Origin of the sequence: Kitasatospora sp. NPDC058048, from assembly GCF_042885555.1 — a bacterium.
Taxonomy (GTDB): domain Bacteria; phylum Actinomycetota; class Actinomycetes; order Streptomycetales; family Streptomycetaceae; genus Kitasatospora; species Kitasatospora lactacystinica.
In genome coordinates, this window is record NZ_JBHVRT010000009.1 from 93743 (window position 1) to 108717 (window position 14975).

Consider the following 14975-nt stretch of genomic DNA (forward strand, 5'->3'; position numbering starts at 1 on the left):
CGGGGCGGCCTCCGGGCCGGGGCGGTCAGCCGTTGCGGGCCGCCTCCGGCCCGGTGATCCGCCTCAGCAGCGGCAGGGTGGAGGCGATGATCCCGACCGAGGCGCCGATGCCGAGGGCGACGACGCCGAAGTACACCGCCCCGGGCGACACCAGGCCGTAGTCCATCTGGGACGAGAGGAACAGAGCCGCGGCGGCGAAGGCCGCGCCGAGCGAGATCACCGCCACCGCCAGCAGCGGCAGCACGCTCTCCAGCGCGATCACCCGCTGCAGCAGGCGCAGCGGCGACCCCGCGAGCCGCAGCATCGCGAACGGCCGCCTGCGGTCGGAGAGCCCGGCCACCACGCTGACCGCGAGGCTGCACCCGGCGATCGGAAGCGTGGTCAGCAGCACGACGTTCGCCAACTGCCGCCATCCGGCGAGCCGTTGCTGCCCTTCGGTGGCCCAGTCGCCGACCGTGTGCGCGTCGTGGTCCGGCCATGCCGCGGCGAAGACCGTCCGGACCCGCTCCTTCGCCGCCGCCGATCCGTCGGTCGTGGCGTAGAGCGCCTGGACCGGGAGCCCGGCGACCTCCTCCGCGGAGATCGGGGCGGCGGGCCACTCGGCGTCGGGGTGCGACGTGAGGTTGAGGAAGTCGCGCGGCGGGACGGCGGCGACGCTCGCCCCGGCCGCGCAGTGGCCGACCACGGGGATCCGGGCGAGGTCCGCGCAGGACACCAGGCCGGGGGTCATGAGCGGGGCGTCCGGGCCCGGGTTCACGGGGAGCTTCGCGAGCCCGTCCGGATTGCTGTGGACCACCGCGAGGCCCTTGAAGCCCGGCACCGCCCGCACCTCGGCCAGCACCTGTTCCGGCGTCGAGCGCGCCAGCGGCGGCCGGCCGTCCCGGAACTCGCCCTGCACCACGGACGCCCGGGACATCGGATCGCCGTCCAGGGAGTCGCGGTTGGCGTTGATCGTGCCGATGATGCACACCGTGGACGTGGTGACGAACAGTGCCAGGATCAGGCCGCTGACCGCGCGGAACCCGGTCTTCGGGTCGTCCGCGAGCCGGCGCACCGCGATCAGCGTGGCCGGGCGGCCGGTGCGGCGGGCGACCGTACGGGCGGCGACCATGGTCAGCCACGGCCCGGCGATCACCAGACCCAGCATCACCAGCAGGAACCCGGGCAGGTAGGCCGCGGCCTGCCCGTTGCCGGTGGCCGGGCGGCGGCCGACGAAGTACACCAGCTCCGCGAGCCCGGCCAGCAGCGGGATCAGCCGCCAGGCCCGGGGCGGCCGCGGGGTGACCCGCCGGCTGACGCCCAGGGGGGAGATGGCGACCCGGCGCAGCGCGAACCGGGCCGCGACCGCTGCGGCCAACGGCACGGCCAGGGCGGTGCCCAGTACCTGGAGCCCGGTCAGGGTCAGGTCGTCGAGGTGGAAGCGGCCGCCGGTGAAGGGCACGTCGGCCGTCAGCGGGCGCAGCGCGAGGTAGAGGCCGAAGCCGGCGACCGTACCGGCCACCGCGGCGACGGTGGACTCGACCGCGGCAATCACCGCGATCTGCCGCGGGGTGGCGCCGACCAGCCGCATCGCGGCGAACCGCTGCTCCCGGGTGGCGGCGGACAGACGGGTCGCGGTGCCGATGAAGATCAGCACCGGAAAGATCATCGCACCGCCCACGACGGACAGGATGAGCACCATCGCATCGCCCCGGATGCCCCGGCTCAGGCAGTCGCCGTTCCCGCACTCGGGTCGGGTGGTGGCGATGGTGGTGACGGCGACGGCCCCGTGCGCGCCCTTGACCTCGTCGACCGTCCGGCCCACGAGCACGGCCAGGGTGTCCGGGGACGGCATCGCCGAGTCGTTCAGCGTGCCGACCATCCGGCCCGGGATGCGGTCACCGAGTTCGGCGGCCGGGACCTTGCGCAGCAGCTCGGCCAGGGCCGGGGAGGCGTAGTACTCCCCGGGGTCCGGCAGGCGGTCGAGCCCCGGCGGGACGGGCGAGGTCGCCCCGGTGGCGGCGAGATCGATCTCGCGGATGTCCGAGCCGTCGTAGTAGTCCTGGTGCGGCCGCCACCAGAGCGGATCGACCTGCGCGGTCCCGGTCCGGCTCGCGGCACCGGTGTCGAGCCAGACCTGGCGCTGGTTGGCCCGCTCGATCGCGTTCATGCCGGCGAGCGTGGACAGCAGCAGCCCGACGCCGATCGCGACCGCCGCCGCGATCATCAGCAGCCGGGCGACCGCCTCCCGGCCGCCGCTGACGGCCAGGCGGAGCGAGAAGGCGATCACGGGGCCACCGTTCCGGCTCCGGCCGAGAGCGCGCGGGCCTTGCCGTCGCGGACGATCGCCTCGCGGTCGGCGAAGGCGGCGACCCGGGGCTCGTGGGTCACCAGGACGACGGTGGTGCCCTGCTCGCGGGCCGAGGCGACCATCAGCTCCATCACCTGCTCGCCGGTCAGCGAGTCCAGCGCGCCGGTCAGCGAGTCCAGCGCGCCGGTCGGCTCGTCGGCGAACAGCACCTGCGGGCGGGCCACCAACCCGCGGGCCAGCGCGACCCGTTGCGCCTGACCGCCCGACAGCTCGCCGGAGCGGCGCTGCTCCAGGCCGTCCAGGCCGAGCCGGGCGAACCACGGCCGGGCCTGGGCCAGCGCGGCGGAGCGGCGCACGCCGTTCAGCAGCAGCGGCAGGGCGACGTTCTCCTCGGCCGTCAACTCCGGTACCAGCTGACCGAACTGGAACACGAAGCCGAACCTGTCGCGGCGCAGGGCGCTGCGCCGGGCCTCCGGCATGGTGTCCAGGCGCTGCCCGTCGAACAGCACCTCCCCCGCGTCGGGCACCAGGATGCCGGCCAGACAGTGCAGTAACGTCGACTTGCCGGAGCCGCTGGGGCCCATGATGGCGAGCACCTCGCCGGCCTGGACGGACAGGCTGGCCCCGCGCAGGGCGGGGGTCTCACCGAAGGCGAGGGCAATGTCCCGGGCCTCGATCACGGCGGTCACGCGTTCACCTCCGCGGCGAGCGCGTCCAGGCGGGCGGCGGTGAGGTCGATCCAGCGCAGGTCGGCCTCCAGGTGGAACAGGCCGTGGTCGGCGAGCAGGGCGTCCACCAGGGCGCCGGTGCGGCGCAGTTCGGTGAGTTCGCGCATCCGGCGCAGGTGGGCGGCGCGCTGGGTGTCCAGATAGTGCTCGGCGTCGCGGCCCAGCATCAGGGCCAGCACCACCTTGGTGAACAGCACGGACTGGAGGTTGGGCTCGGGCGCGACCGGTTCCCGCAGCCAGGTCTCGAACTCGGTCGCCCCGGTCTCGGTGATGACGTACCGCTTGCGCTCGGGCCCGTCGCCGGGCTCCGCCTCGCCGGCCATCACCTTGCCGTCGCGGGCCAGCCGGCCGAGGGTCGAGTAGACCTGGCCGTACGGAAGGGGCTTGCCCCGGCCGAAGAGGGCGTCGTAGTCGCGTTTGAGGTCGTAGCCGTGGCTGGGCTCACGCTCCAGCAGCCCCAGGAGGGTCAAGGGAACACTCATGGGGGAAACATACACCCGGCGTATACTCCGAGTGTATATCTGGGCAGAATACGGCCATGACCTGGGACGTCGTCAGCTTCCCTGCGGGGCAGGGGCGGAGAGCGGGCAGGTGCCGGGCACGGCACAGGCAGGGGGTGACCCCACGACCACCCCCTGCCCCATACCTCGACCCGGCGCCCCCACGGCCGAACCGGGCCACGGCCGCGCCCAAGCACCGGGAGGGCGCCGCCGCTCCCCAGCCTGCCCGGACCGCCCGGCGGATGCCGAGGGCCGAACGTCCCGACTGCGGGGCCGAGCGGCCCTGGCGATCCTCCGGGCGCGCACGAGTCTTGTGCGCGGAGGCCCGCCGGGGGGACATTGGGGCGGGAACCACCCTGCGCCCCCGCGTCCCTGAGGAGCCCTCACCGTGTCCAGCACACCCCGTCCGGCCCGGCCCGCGTCGCTCCCCCGACGCGCCGGCCGACAGCTGCGGCGGGCCCTCGGTGCCCGGCACGAGCCGCTCGTCCGCCCCCTCGACCGCTCCCGGGCCCGCGCCTGGCTGTCCGCCCTGCTCGGCGCGGTGCTCGCGCTCGCCCTCGCCGCGGGCGGCTCCCTGCTGCTCTACCGCTCCACCGCCCACCTGGCCGACACCGACCGCGCACGGCTGCAGCAGGTCGACGCCGTGGTCCGCGGCGTCCCGGACCGCGCCACCGCCGCCGGCAGCCGCTTCGCCGGCGGCTACAGCAACCGGATCGACGCCGACGCGGCCTGGACCGCCCCCGACGGCACCCGGCGCGTCGGCACCGTCCAGGCCCCGCACTCCGCCGTCACCGGCAGCCGCGTCCCCGTCTGGGTCGACCAGGCCGGCGCCGTCTCCGCTCCCCCGGCCGACCGCGCGGCCCTCGCGGTCTCCGCCGCCTGCACGGGCGCCGGGGGCCTCCTCGCCCTCCTGGCCCTGCTCGCGCTCGCCCTCCGGCTGCGCCTGCACGCCCTCGACCGCCGCGCCGAGACCGCCTGGAGCACCGGCTGGGCCCGCCTCGAACCCCGCTGGAGCGGCCGCGCCGGCCACCGCAGCGAGGACTGACCGGGCCCCGGGCCCGGCCCGTCAGTCGCCGGTGACGCCCCAGAAGTAGAGGCCGTCAGGAGCGCCGTCCGGCCCGTAGGTGACCGTGCAGCAGCCCGAGCCCCGGAAGGAGGGCGGGAAGTCGATGTCACCCACGCCCTTCTCCTCGGCGGCGCGGACGATGTCCAGCGAAGGCCGGCCGGTGCCGAACAGCTCCACGACCTCGGCACCCTCCACCACCCGGACGTCGCCGTGGTCCTCCTCGTCGACGGCGCAGTGGACCACGGTGACCACATCGAGCACGGAGTGGGCTCCCTGCTCGTCGAGCCGGCCGGAGACCATGAGCTCCGCGAGCGATCCGAGCCCCTCCTCCCGGTAGGACTCGTCCTCGCCGAAGACCTTCTCCCTCAGCGCGTCCAGGGCGGCCTGGAGGTCCTCCCGGTGGGGAACCGCGTACGACCAGGCGCCGGCGCCCATGCAACTCACCCGTCCCTCACGACGATCCGCAGGCCGCGGCCTGCCGGGACGACAGCGTACCGGGAGGGCCGCGGCTCCGGGGGGGCGTCGCCGCCCGGTCAGCGAGGGCGGGTCCAGGCCGGGGCGGGGGTGGACCCGGCCGCGCGGTGGGTGAAGGCGGCGACGGCGAGGAGCAGCGCGAGGGCCAGGGCGAGGGCGAGCGGGACGTTCGCGCGGAGGACGAGGACGGCGCCGAGGAGGGCGCCGGCGAACATCCAGACGGCGGAGGCGAGACGGCGGGGGCCGGTGCGGTCGGCGGCCAGGGCGGTGATGGTCATGGTGAGCACGGTGGTGGTCAGGTCGGGCACCTTCAGGGCGCGGACCACCGCGTTCTGGCCGCCCATGGCGAAGCCGAGCAGCCCGATCAGGGTGTAGCGGGCCGGGTCGCCGGTGTGGCCGGCCACGGCCGCCAGCACGGTGGCCGCCGCGACCAGCGCCGACTGGACGGCGACGGCGACGGTCAGCAGGTGGCCGCGGTGACCGGGCAGGCGACGGGCGAGGTGACCGCCGGCCAGCGCGCCGAGCAGGAACGCGGCGAGGGCGGCCAGCGAGGCGGTGGCGGAGAGGTTGGCCGCACCGGCCAGGGCGAAGCCGAGGAACACCACGTTGCCGGTCATGTTGGCGACGAAGACGTGGCCGAGTTCGAGGTAGCTGACCGCGTCCACCACTCCGGTGACCACGGTCAGCACCAGCAGCATCGGAACCAGCGGTCCGTGCTCGGGGTCGGGGGTCAACATCGGGCCTCCGGTCGGTTCGGGTGGGGTCGGGCGGCGGTTCCGGGGTGTGCCGGGCCTTCGGTGCCACGGCTGCACGGCTGCACGGCACTGCGGCACTGCGGCACTGCGGCACTGCGGCGCTACGGCCTCAGGCGAGCGCCGGGTTGCCGGGGTCCTCCGGTTCGTCCTCCAGGTGCCAGTGCAGGTCGCGCACGCCCGGCTCCAACGACAGCCGGGTGACGACCTGTTCGAGCGCCGGGGCGACCGACCCGGTGATCGCGACGGTGGCCCGCAGGCTGGTGGCGTCCCCGCTGTCGGTGCGGCGGGCCCGCAGACCGGTCGGGGCGAGTCCGGAGGCGGCGAGGGCCTGGAGCAGCAGGGCCCGGATGTGGGCCTCGGACTTGCGGTCGCACTCCAGGTGGATGGTGGCGCGGCTGGTGGAGTCCGGGTCGCTGCCGGACTGCGGGGCCCGGTCGAGCAGTCGGCCGGCCGGGCGCAGCACCAGGTGGACGGCGAGCACGGCGAGCGTGCCGAGGACGGCCAGCTGCAGTTTGCCGGCGGCGGCCAGTACCCCGACGGCGGCCGAACACCACAGTGTGGCGGCGGTGTTGAGGCCGCGCACGCCGGCGCCGTCGCGCAGGATGACTCCACCGCCGAGGAAGCCGATGCCGGAGACGACGTACGACGCGACCCTGGTGGGGCTGCCGGTGTCGACGACGGCCTCGCTGTAGAGCACGAAGAGGGTGGCGCCGGCGGCGACCAGGGCGTTGGTGCGCAGGCCGGCCATCCGGGCCCGCCACTGGCGCTCGACGCCGATCAGCGCGCCGCAGGCGACGCCGGTGGCGAGCCGGACGAGGAAGTCGACGGTGGTCAGGGTGTGCACGACGGCACCTCCTTCACGGGAGGAGGGTACGGACGGGTGGCGAGCCGCCGCCCACCGACCGTCCGTGCGGGGCGGGCGGTGACGTGCGGTCGGCACGGCCGACGGTTCGGCGCGCGGTCTTGACGACCTCGATGATGGCCATCGCCCCCGCGGCCGACGGGTAGGCGCGCAGGACGGTCGCACCGACCCCCCGCCGGTTGCCGCACCCGGGGCCGACCGCGCGTCGGGTGACGCGCTCGGCGACGCGGCACGGCACGGACCCCCGAGCGGTGAACCGCGAACCGCGAACCGCCCCGAGCATAGACCGCCCCCGAACGACCCGGGCCGGGTTTCCGCCCACATCCTCGACAGCTTTGTAGAAGTTTGACCGAACCCGATCACCCTCGCCGGAGAACCCTCCGGAAACCATCCGGGAACCATCCCGCCGCGCAGCACGTCCTCCGGCATATATAGTTCACCGACATATGCAGTTGAGCAGCTCACGAGGGGGAAGTGTGTCCCACACCGATCCGACCCGGCCCGCACCCGTCCTGCACCTGGCGGGCGTCACCCGCGTGCACGGGCGGGGCGCCGCCGAGGTGCACGCCCTGCGCGGCATCGACCTGGCCGTCCACCCGGGCGAGTTCGTCGCCGTGATGGGCCCGTCCGGCTCCGGCAAGTCGACCCTGCTGACCCTGGCCGGCGGGCTGGACCAGCCCAGCGGCGGCGAGGTGCTGGTGGAGGGGGTCGCGCTCGGCGGCCTCGGCCGCGGCAGGCTCGCCGACCTGCGGCGGCGCTCGATCGGGTACGTCTTCCAGGACTACAACCTGATCCCGGCCCTGACCGCCGCCGAGAACATCGCCCTGCCGCGCGAACTCGACGGCGTCCCGGGACGCCGGGCCCGCCGGGAGGCGCTGGCCGCGCTGGAGGAGCTGGGCATCGGGGAACTCGCCGACCGCTTCCCGGACGACATGTCCGGCGGCCAGCAGCAGCGCGTCGCCATCGCCCGGGCCCTGATCGGCGAGCGCCGGCTCGTGCTCGCCGACGAGCCGACCGGCGCCCTCGACTCGGCCACCGGCGAGGCGGTGCTCGCCGTCCTGCGCGCCCGCTGCGACGCCGGCGCCGCCGCCATGATGGTCACCCACGAAGCGGCCCACGCCAGTTGGGCGGACCGGGTGGTCCACCTGCGGGACGGCGCGGTCGCCTCGGAGACCCCCGGCCGCCGGTCCTCCGCCCGCCTCGCCGCGGTGCACCCGACCGGCGTGCTCGGCGAGGTGGCACCGTGAGGATCGGAGCCTGGCGGGTCGCCCTGCGCATCGCCCGCCGCGACGCCCTGCGGGCCAAGGGCCGCAGCGCGCTGATCGCCGCCATGATCGCGCTGCCCGTCCTCGGCGTCACCGGCGCCGACGTGGTCCACCGCAGCGGGCAGCTGACCCCGGCCGAACGGGTCGAGCGGGTGGTGGGCGGCGCGGACGCCCTGGTCACCTCGCTCGACCCGGGCCAGACGGTCGAGCAGGCCCCGATCGCCGAGGACGGCGCCTTCTCCGTCCAGCCCCGCCCCGGGGAGCAGCCGACGGCCGAACAGGAGAAGGGCGCGAGCACCGCCCCGGCCGCCCTGATCACCTCGCTGCTGCCGCCCGGCAGCGTGCTCACCCCGGCCCGGCCCGGCCCGGAGGCCGGCGCGACCTCGCCCGAGGGCCTGGTCCGCACCCTCACCACCGAGGCCGATCTCGGCGACCCGGTCTGGCGCGGCCGGCTCGACCTGGTCGAGGGCCGCGCCCCGGGCGCCCCGCACGAGGTGGCCGTCACCCGGGCCTTTCTGGACCGCTCCGGGCTCCGGCCCGGCGCCACCACCACCGTCCAGGGCCTGGAGGGCACCACCTACACCATCACCGGTGTCGTGGAGCACCCGGGCGAGCTGGGACGGGTCGAACTCGTCGCCCGGCCCGGCGAGTTGGTCGACCCGCTGAACACCGCACTGGCCGGCGCCGGACCCACCGCGCAGAAGCCCTCGGCCGCCCGGTCCGCCTGGCTGGTCCGGCTGCCGTCCGGCGCCTCCCTCGGCTGGGCCGAGGTCCAGCGGTTCAACGCCCACGGCTACACCCTCACCGCACGCTCGGTGGCACTCTCCCCGCCACCGGAGCAGGCCGTCCCCTACTACCGGGACGCCCACCGCTACAGCGACCCGACGGCCGCCAACAACACCAGGATGGTCGTCGCCACCGTCACCGGGATGGCCCTGCTGGAGGTCGCCCTGCTCGCCGGGCCCGCGTTCGCCGTCGGCGCCCGCCGCTCGCGCCGCCAGCTCGCCCTGCTCGGCGCGGCCGGCGGGAGCCGTGCCCACGTCGGTGCGGTGGTGCTCGGCGGCGGCCTGGTCCTCGGCGCGGCCGGGGCCGTGGTCGGCGTGGTACTCGGCACCGCGGTGGTCGCCGTGCTGCGACCGTGGATCGAGCAGATCGGCGGCGCGCGCTTCGGCCACTTCGCCGTACCGCCGCTGGACCTGATCGCCATCGCCGGGATCGGCCTGGCCACCGCGCTGCTCGCGGCCGCGCTGCCCGCGCTGCAGGCCGCCCGGCGCAGCGTCACCGCCGGGCTGACCGGCCGGGACACCGTCCGCGGACCCAACCGCCTGGTCACCGTGTCCGGCTTCGCACTGCTCGCCCTCGGCGCGGTGCTCGCGATGTACGGCGCGGCCTCGGTGCAGCGCGACCGGCCGGGCGTCGGCGGCTACGACACCCGCACCCTCACCGTGCTCGGCGGCTCGGTGATCGCCGAACTCGGCCTGCTGCTGTGCACCCCGATGCTGATCGCGCTGATCGGCCGGGCCGCCGGCCGGCTGCCGCTCGGCCCCCGGCTGGCCCTGCGCGACTCCGCCCGGCACCGCTCGCGCACCGCTCCGGCGGTGGCCGCGGTGATGGCCGCGGTGGCCGGAGCCGTCGCCATCGGCGTCTACACCACCAGCACCGACGCCGAGAACCGGCGCGACTACCGGCCCCAGGCCCCCTACGGCGCCGTCCAGTTGACCAGCCACGTCGAGGGGCCCCGGCTCGCCGAGGAGCGCGCCGAGCTGGAGAAGCAGCTGTCCGGGCTCGGCCCGCGCGGCGACCTCGGCCAGGTGGAGTACCGCTTCTGCGACAACTGCGCCAGCACCGTCCAGCTCAAGGGCCCGCCGGAGCGGCGCGGCCTGGGCGCACCGCCGCACCTCGCCGCCGGTGACGCGACCGTGCTGCACAACCTGTTCGGCATCCATGACCCGGCCGCCGAACAGGCTCTGGCCGCAGGGAAGTTGCTGGTCTTCGACCGGGCCCTGGTGGGCGCCGACGGCAAGGCCGTGATGATCCTGCGCGGCGGGGGCGGCGCTCCGCTGCAGCCCGGCGAGATACCCAAGCCGGACCTGCAGGAGGTCCCGGTCGACGCGGTGCTGGTGGACAACCCGGCCGCCGCCGACTTCGCCCAGGGCCTGGCGCTGCCCTCCGCCCTGCCCGGACTCGGGCTCGCCGCCCGGCCGACCGGCTCGGTCTGGCTGCCCGCCACCCCGCCCGACCGCAAGGCGCAGCAACGGGCCGAGGCGGCCGCCGCCCGACTGGACCGCTTCTCCACGCTGGAGGTCGAACGCGGTTACCAGCCGAAGAGCGACGCGCTCACCCTGGCGCTCACCGGCTTCGCCGGACTGGTCGTGCTCGGCGCGGCCGGGATCGCCACCGGCCTGGCGGCCGCCGACTCCCGGCAGGACCAGGCCACCCTGGCCGCGGTCGGCGCGCCACCGCGGATCCGGCGGACCATGGCGGGCCTCCAGTGCACGCTGATCGCCCTGCTGGGCGCACTGCTCGGCGCGGTCAACGGCTTCGTGCCCGCGGTGGGGCTGCTGAAGTCCCGGGCCAGCGGGTTCGGGGCCAAGCCCGCGCTGATCACCGCGCCCTGGGGCGAGCTGCTGCTGATCGTGCTGCTGCTGCCGGTGGTCGCGGGGCTGCTCGCGGCCCTTTTCACCCGCTCCCGCATCCCGCTCGGGCGGCGGCTGTCCTGAGTCCCGGGCGGGTGGCCGCCCTGACCGAAGCCGCCCGCCCCCAGTCCCGGTCGGCGGCTTCGGACACGGCTTGCACACCCGCCGACCATCACCTGGACACCACCCGCGGCACGCCGGGCGCCCGTCCCCTTCACCCGGGGGCGGGCGCCCGGCGCTCGCCGTACCATGGGCCGCGTTCCGGCGGGCGAAAGGCGCCGGTGGTCGGCTCGGCGAGGGAGAAGAGGGCGGTGCTACGGGGCTTCGGCGATCTGGAGGCCGAGATCATGGACCGGTTCTGGTCCTGGGGCCGGCCCGCCACGGTGCGCGAGGTGGTGGACGACCTCCAGCGGGAGCGGGCGGTCGCGTACACCACTGTCACCACGGTCGCGGACATCCTGCACACCAAGGGCTGGCTGCGCCGCGACAAGGTCGGCCGCGCCTGGGTGTACGAACCGACCTGCACCCGCGAGGAGTACACCGCCCGGCTGATGCACCAGGCGCTGGAGACCACCCCCGACCGGGCGGGCGCACTGCTCCACTTCGTCGACCGGATCAGCGGGGACGAGGCCTCGGCCCTGCTCGCCGCCCTCGAACAGGTGAAGTCCCGGGGCCCTGAGTGACGCTCGCGGTGCTCTGCCTCCACCTGCTGGTGACCGGCGTCCTGCTGCCCCGCCGGCTGGCCGGCTCCGTCCGGCTCCAGGCCCGTCCGGCGACGGGCGCGGCGCTCTGGCTCGCCCTGATGGCCTCGTTCGCGGTGGCCCTGCTGCTCACCGCGCACCACGCGGTGGAGCCCTTCGCCCACCGGCCGGCCGGACTGCTCGGGCTGCTCGACCTGTTCGGCCTGTTCGGCCGCCCCCCGCACGGCGAACCGGACGGGCCGGGCCTGCCGCACACCCACGACTGGTGGCTGCTCACCGTCGGCGGGGCCCTGTTCGCCGCCCTGGTGACGGCCGTCGGTCTGCGCACCGGACGGGACCGGCGACGGCATCGGACGGTACTGGACGTGGTCGGCGTACCGGACCGGCGCTGGGACGCGCTGGTGCTGGAGCACGGCCGACCGACCGTCTACTGCCTGCCCGGGCGCCGCTCCCGGGTGGTGCTGTCGCGCGGGGCGCTGCGGCTGCTGGACGAGCGGCAGCTCGCGGCGGCCGTCGCGCACGAGCACGGGCACATCCGCGGCCGCCACCACCTGTTCCGGCTGCCGGCCGACACCTTCGCGCTGCTGCTCGGGCCGCTGCCGCTGGCTCGGCTGGGGCGCTCCGAGGTGGCGCTGCTGCTGGAGATGGCGGCGGACGACGCGGCGCTCGAGCGGGCTTCGCGCGACGAACTGGCCTCCGCCCTCTGCGCGTTGGCGACCAGCGGCCCGGCTCCGGCCGCTGGGGCCGAGGCCGGCGGGGCCCTGGGGGTGGCGTCCACCGGGGTGCTCGCCCGGGTCCGGCGGCTGGCCCGGCCGGGGACCGGACGGCGCCGACCGGTCTGGCGGTTCGGGGTGCCGGTGCTGCCGCTGCTCCCGTACCTGCTGGTCTGCGCGCCGCACCCCTGAGACACCCCGGGGCGCCCCTGGGCGCCCCCGCGGGCCCGTCGGCGTGGGGGTGCCGACGGGCCCCGGGTGGGGGCTGGGTGGGGGTCCGTGGGATTTGCCGGGACTTTGACCCGCGCGGGCGAACCCGCGGGTCGACGTCGTGCGTTCGGGCCGGCACGTCCGGGTCGATGCGTCCGGGTCGATGCGTCCGGGTCGATGCGTCCGGATCGGCGGGCCCGGACCGGCGGGGCGCCGCTACCGGTGCCGCAGGTACGCCCCGGCGGTCTCGCGCAGGCGGTCGTGCAGCCCGTCGTAGGCGCGGGCCCGGCCGAGCAGGTTCTTCGGCAGCTTGGCGACCATCGTGTAGTTGGTGTCGCAGACGTTCGCCGCCGGAGCCAGCCCGGCCTGACTGACCAGCTGGTAGGCGTCGAGCTGGTCGAGGCCGAGCAGTTCGCCGGTCCAGCCGACCAGGTCGTGCTGGCTGATCCGGAACGCGTCCTCCAGCGGGCGGGCCGAGCCGGTGCTGATCAGGAAGTCGTCGTTCTCCAGCCGCGGCCAGGCCGGGCCGCCGCCCTTGATCAGGTCGACGATCACCGTGGTGCGCATCGCCGCCTCCACCGCCGTGCCGCAGACCTCGCCCTCGCCCTGACGGGCGTGGCCGTCGCCGATGGCCAGCAGGCCGCCCTCGGCGTTGACCCGGAAGTAGGCGGTGGTGCCGGCCCGCATCTCGGGGGTGTCCAGGTTGCCGCCGTGCGCGCCCGGGGTGATGGAGGCCAGCACCTCGCCGGCCGCCGGGGCGACGCCGACCGTGCCGTGCATCGGGTCGAGCGGCAGCTCCACCGTGAAGTCACCGGTGCGGGCCCGGAACCGGCAGACGCCCGACTTGACGTCCAGGTCGTAGACCCAGACCCGCTCCTCCAGGGGCGGGTGGAGCATCGCGGTGGAGTGGGTCGCGGTCAGCGCGCCGAAGTGCGGGAAGGTGCTGGAGATGCCGTACTCCCGGGCCGGGGTGATCTCCACGAAGTGCACCGCGAGGACGTCCCCGGGCTCGGCGCCGGCCACCGCGATCGGGCCGGTGACCGGGTTGAGGTAGGGGAAGACGCACACCTGGCTGGGCAGGTCGCCGGTGCCGCGCACCTTGCCGCCGAAGCAGTCCTCGGTGGTCAGCTCGATGACGGTGCCGGGCCGGACGGTGACCAGCGGGTCGCGGCCGCCGAAGGTGTAGGCGTAGTCCTCCAGGGCCGGGTTCAGCCGGACGATCTCGGGCAGGCTCACTGCTTCTCCTTGGCGGTGTTCGGGGCGGCGGCGGTGGCGGCGGAACCGTCGGTGGCGGCCTCGGCGACGGCCAGCCGGGGCTTGCGCCCGGTGGCCGTCAGCCCGGCGAGCACGATCCCGCCGACGAGCAGCCAGACGAAGCCGAGCCGCTGGGCCGCGATGTTGGCGTTGACGACCACGTACGCGAGGATCGCGAAGCCGAGCGCCGGGGCGATCAGGTGCCGCCAGTAGTCCTTGCTGCGCCTGCGGACGAGGTAGTGGACGACCACGGCGACGTGCAGGACCAGGAAGGTGGTCAGCGCCCCGAAGTTGACCAGGGTGCTGAGCAGGGTGATGCCGTCCTCGCGCGAGGCCATCCAGAGGCCGAGCACCAGCGAGATCCCGGCGGTCAGCAGGGTCGCGTTGACGGGCACCCGGCGGGTGGGGTGGATCCGGGCCAGGAAGGCGGGCAGCTGGCGGTCGCGGGCCATCGCGTACAGCAGCCGGGAGGTGGCCGCCTGGGCGACCAGCGAGTTGGCGAAGCCCCAGGCCACGGCGGTGGAGGCGGCGGTCAGCGTGGCGAGCCAGCCGCCGGCGGCGGTGCGGGCCGCGTCGTAGAAGGCGGTGCCGTTCGGGTCGCCGTCCCGGATCAGCGCGTCGGGGTCGGCGACCAGCAGCGAGGCGACCCAGGTCTGCACGATGAACAGTGTGCCCGCGAGCAGCAGCGCGGCGACCATGGACCGGCCGATGGCCTTGGCGGAGTCGCGGTTCTCCTCCGAGAGGGTGGAGATGCCGTCGAAGCCCAGGAAGCTGAGCACCGCGATCGAGACCGCCCCGAAGGCCAGGCTCCACGAGAAGGTGTGCGGGTCGTACAGCGGGGTGAAGTCGAAGCCCCGGCCCTTGCCGTTGGCCAGGGCGATGACCCCGACCACCACGAACAGGGCCAGCACGACGAGTTCGCCGATCAGCATCGCCCTGTTGACCCGGTTGGTGGTCTCGATGCCGAGGTAGTTGACCACGGTGTTGAGCAGCACGAAGCCGATCAGCCAGAGCCAGACCGGGATGGACGGCACCAGCGAGTTCATGGCCACGCCGGCGATCAGGTAGAGCAGTCCGGGCACCAGCACGTAGTCGAGCAGGATCATCCAGCCGGACAGGAAGCCGACCGGGGCGGCGATGCCGCGGCCCGCGTAGGTGTAGACCGAGCCGGCCATCGGGAAGGCCCGGGACATCTGGGCGTACGACAGGGCGGTGAACATCATCGCCACCATGCCGAGGACGTAGGCCAGGGCGACCATGCCGCCGGAGCCCTGGAAGACGCCGCCGAAGATGCCGAACGGTGCGATCGGCACCATGAACACCAGCCCGTAGACGAGCAGGTCGGTGAAGCCGAGCGAACGGCGCAGTTCCTGCTGGTAGCCGTAGCTCTCGATGCCCTGGGGCGCGGGTGTGTCGGCCATGGTGCTCTCTCTCCGTGACGACCCTGCGGGTGTGTGGGGAGACTGTAGAGGCAACTATTTCCAGATGGAAGGGTTTTGCCGCGGCATTCCACCTGACGGG

General features: G+C 75.1%; 13 protein-coding genes. 5 read left to right on the top strand and 8 right to left on the bottom strand.

The features are described 5' to 3' along the window. Positions 1-25: 25 nt before the first annotated feature. From ACFVVA_RS12245 to ACFVVA_RS12255, 3 genes are read right to left on the bottom strand one after another with little or no spacing between them, the layout of a single operon-like run. Positions 26-2269 carry an FtsX-like permease family protein gene (locus ACFVVA_RS12245; protein WP_387688444.1) on the bottom strand — a complete coding sequence of 748 codons (2244 nt, stop codon included), beginning with the start codon at positions 2267-2269 and terminating at the stop codon, positions 26-28. After that, positions 2266-2979, bottom strand: a complete 714-nt coding sequence (locus tag ACFVVA_RS12250; protein ID WP_387688446.1) for an ABC transporter ATP-binding protein — start codon at positions 2977-2979, stop codon at positions 2266-2268. Before ACFVVA_RS12250 ends, ACFVVA_RS12245 begins: the two co-directional genes overlap by 4 nt. Then, positions 2976-3500 (bottom strand): PadR family transcriptional regulator, encoded by a 525-nt coding sequence (locus ACFVVA_RS12255; RefSeq protein ID WP_387688448.1) that lies wholly within the window; start codon positions 3498-3500, stop codon positions 2976-2978. The genes ACFVVA_RS12250 and ACFVVA_RS12255 overlap by 4 nt, the downstream gene beginning before the upstream one ends. A 406-nt stretch (positions 3501-3906) precedes the next feature. Between ACFVVA_RS12255 and ACFVVA_RS12260 the strand changes: the two genes are divergently transcribed. Further along, positions 3907-4563: a hypothetical protein gene (locus tag ACFVVA_RS12260; protein WP_387688450.1), complete on the top strand. Its 657-nt coding sequence runs from the start codon at positions 3907-3909 to the stop codon at positions 4561-4563. Positions 4564-4584: 21 nt separating this feature from the next. Here the strand turns inward: ACFVVA_RS12260 and ACFVVA_RS12265 are convergent, their stop codons facing one another. The 3 genes from ACFVVA_RS12265 to ACFVVA_RS12275 form a co-directional block, all read right to left on the bottom strand. Next, positions 4585-5019 (bottom strand): hypothetical protein, encoded by a 435-nt coding sequence (locus tag ACFVVA_RS12265; RefSeq protein ID WP_387688452.1) that lies wholly within the window; start codon positions 5017-5019, stop codon positions 4585-4587. A gap of 98 nt (positions 5020-5117) precedes the next feature. Then, positions 5118-5795, bottom strand: coding sequence for a YoaK family protein (locus tag ACFVVA_RS12270; protein ID WP_387688454.1), 678 nt, complete (start codon positions 5793-5795; stop codon positions 5118-5120). Positions 5796-5922: 127 nt separating this feature from the next. After that, the gene (locus ACFVVA_RS12275; RefSeq protein WP_387688456.1) at positions 5923-6657 is read right to left on the bottom strand and encodes an MgtC/SapB family protein; all 735 of its coding nucleotides are present in this window, start codon (positions 6655-6657) and stop codon (positions 5923-5925) included. Positions 6658-7121: 464 nt separating this feature from the next. On the opposite strand from ACFVVA_RS12275, the gene ACFVVA_RS12280 reads away from it, so the two are divergent. From ACFVVA_RS12280 to ACFVVA_RS12295, 4 genes are all read left to right on the top strand, one after another. Further along, positions 7122-7922, top strand: a complete 801-nt coding sequence (locus tag ACFVVA_RS12280) for an ABC transporter ATP-binding protein (RefSeq protein ID WP_387688458.1) — start codon at positions 7122-7124, stop codon at positions 7920-7922. Continuing rightward, entirely contained in the window at positions 7919-10660 is a 2742-nt protein-coding gene (locus ACFVVA_RS12285) for an FtsX-like permease family protein (RefSeq protein WP_387688460.1), read from the top strand. The genes ACFVVA_RS12280 and ACFVVA_RS12285 overlap by 4 nt, the downstream gene beginning before the upstream one ends. A 227-nt stretch (positions 10661-10887) precedes the next feature. Continuing rightward, a complete protein-coding gene (locus ACFVVA_RS12290) occupies positions 10888-11259 on the top strand; it encodes a BlaI/MecI/CopY family transcriptional regulator (RefSeq protein ID WP_359898734.1) in 372 nt (123 codons plus the stop codon). Then, complete coding sequence (locus tag ACFVVA_RS12295; RefSeq protein ID WP_387688462.1) at positions 11256-12182, top strand: M56 family metallopeptidase; 927 nt, start codon at positions 11256-11258, stop codon at positions 12180-12182. The genes ACFVVA_RS12290 and ACFVVA_RS12295 overlap by 4 nt, the downstream gene beginning before the upstream one ends. 234 nt (positions 12183-12416) lie before the next feature. Here ACFVVA_RS12295 and ACFVVA_RS12300 read toward each other — a convergent pair whose 3' ends face one another. Together ACFVVA_RS12300 and ACFVVA_RS12305 are read right to left on the bottom strand one after the other, a co-directional pair. Continuing rightward, complete coding sequence (locus ACFVVA_RS12300) at positions 12417-13436, bottom strand: acetamidase/formamidase family protein (protein WP_387688464.1); 1020 nt, start codon at positions 13434-13436, stop codon at positions 12417-12419. Next, the gene (locus tag ACFVVA_RS12305; RefSeq protein ID WP_387688466.1) at positions 13433-14875 is read right to left on the bottom strand and encodes an APC family permease; all 1443 of its coding nucleotides are present in this window, start codon (positions 14873-14875) and stop codon (positions 13433-13435) included. The genes ACFVVA_RS12300 and ACFVVA_RS12305 overlap by 4 nt, the downstream gene beginning before the upstream one ends. Between the last annotated feature and the right edge of the window lie 100 nt (positions 14876-14975).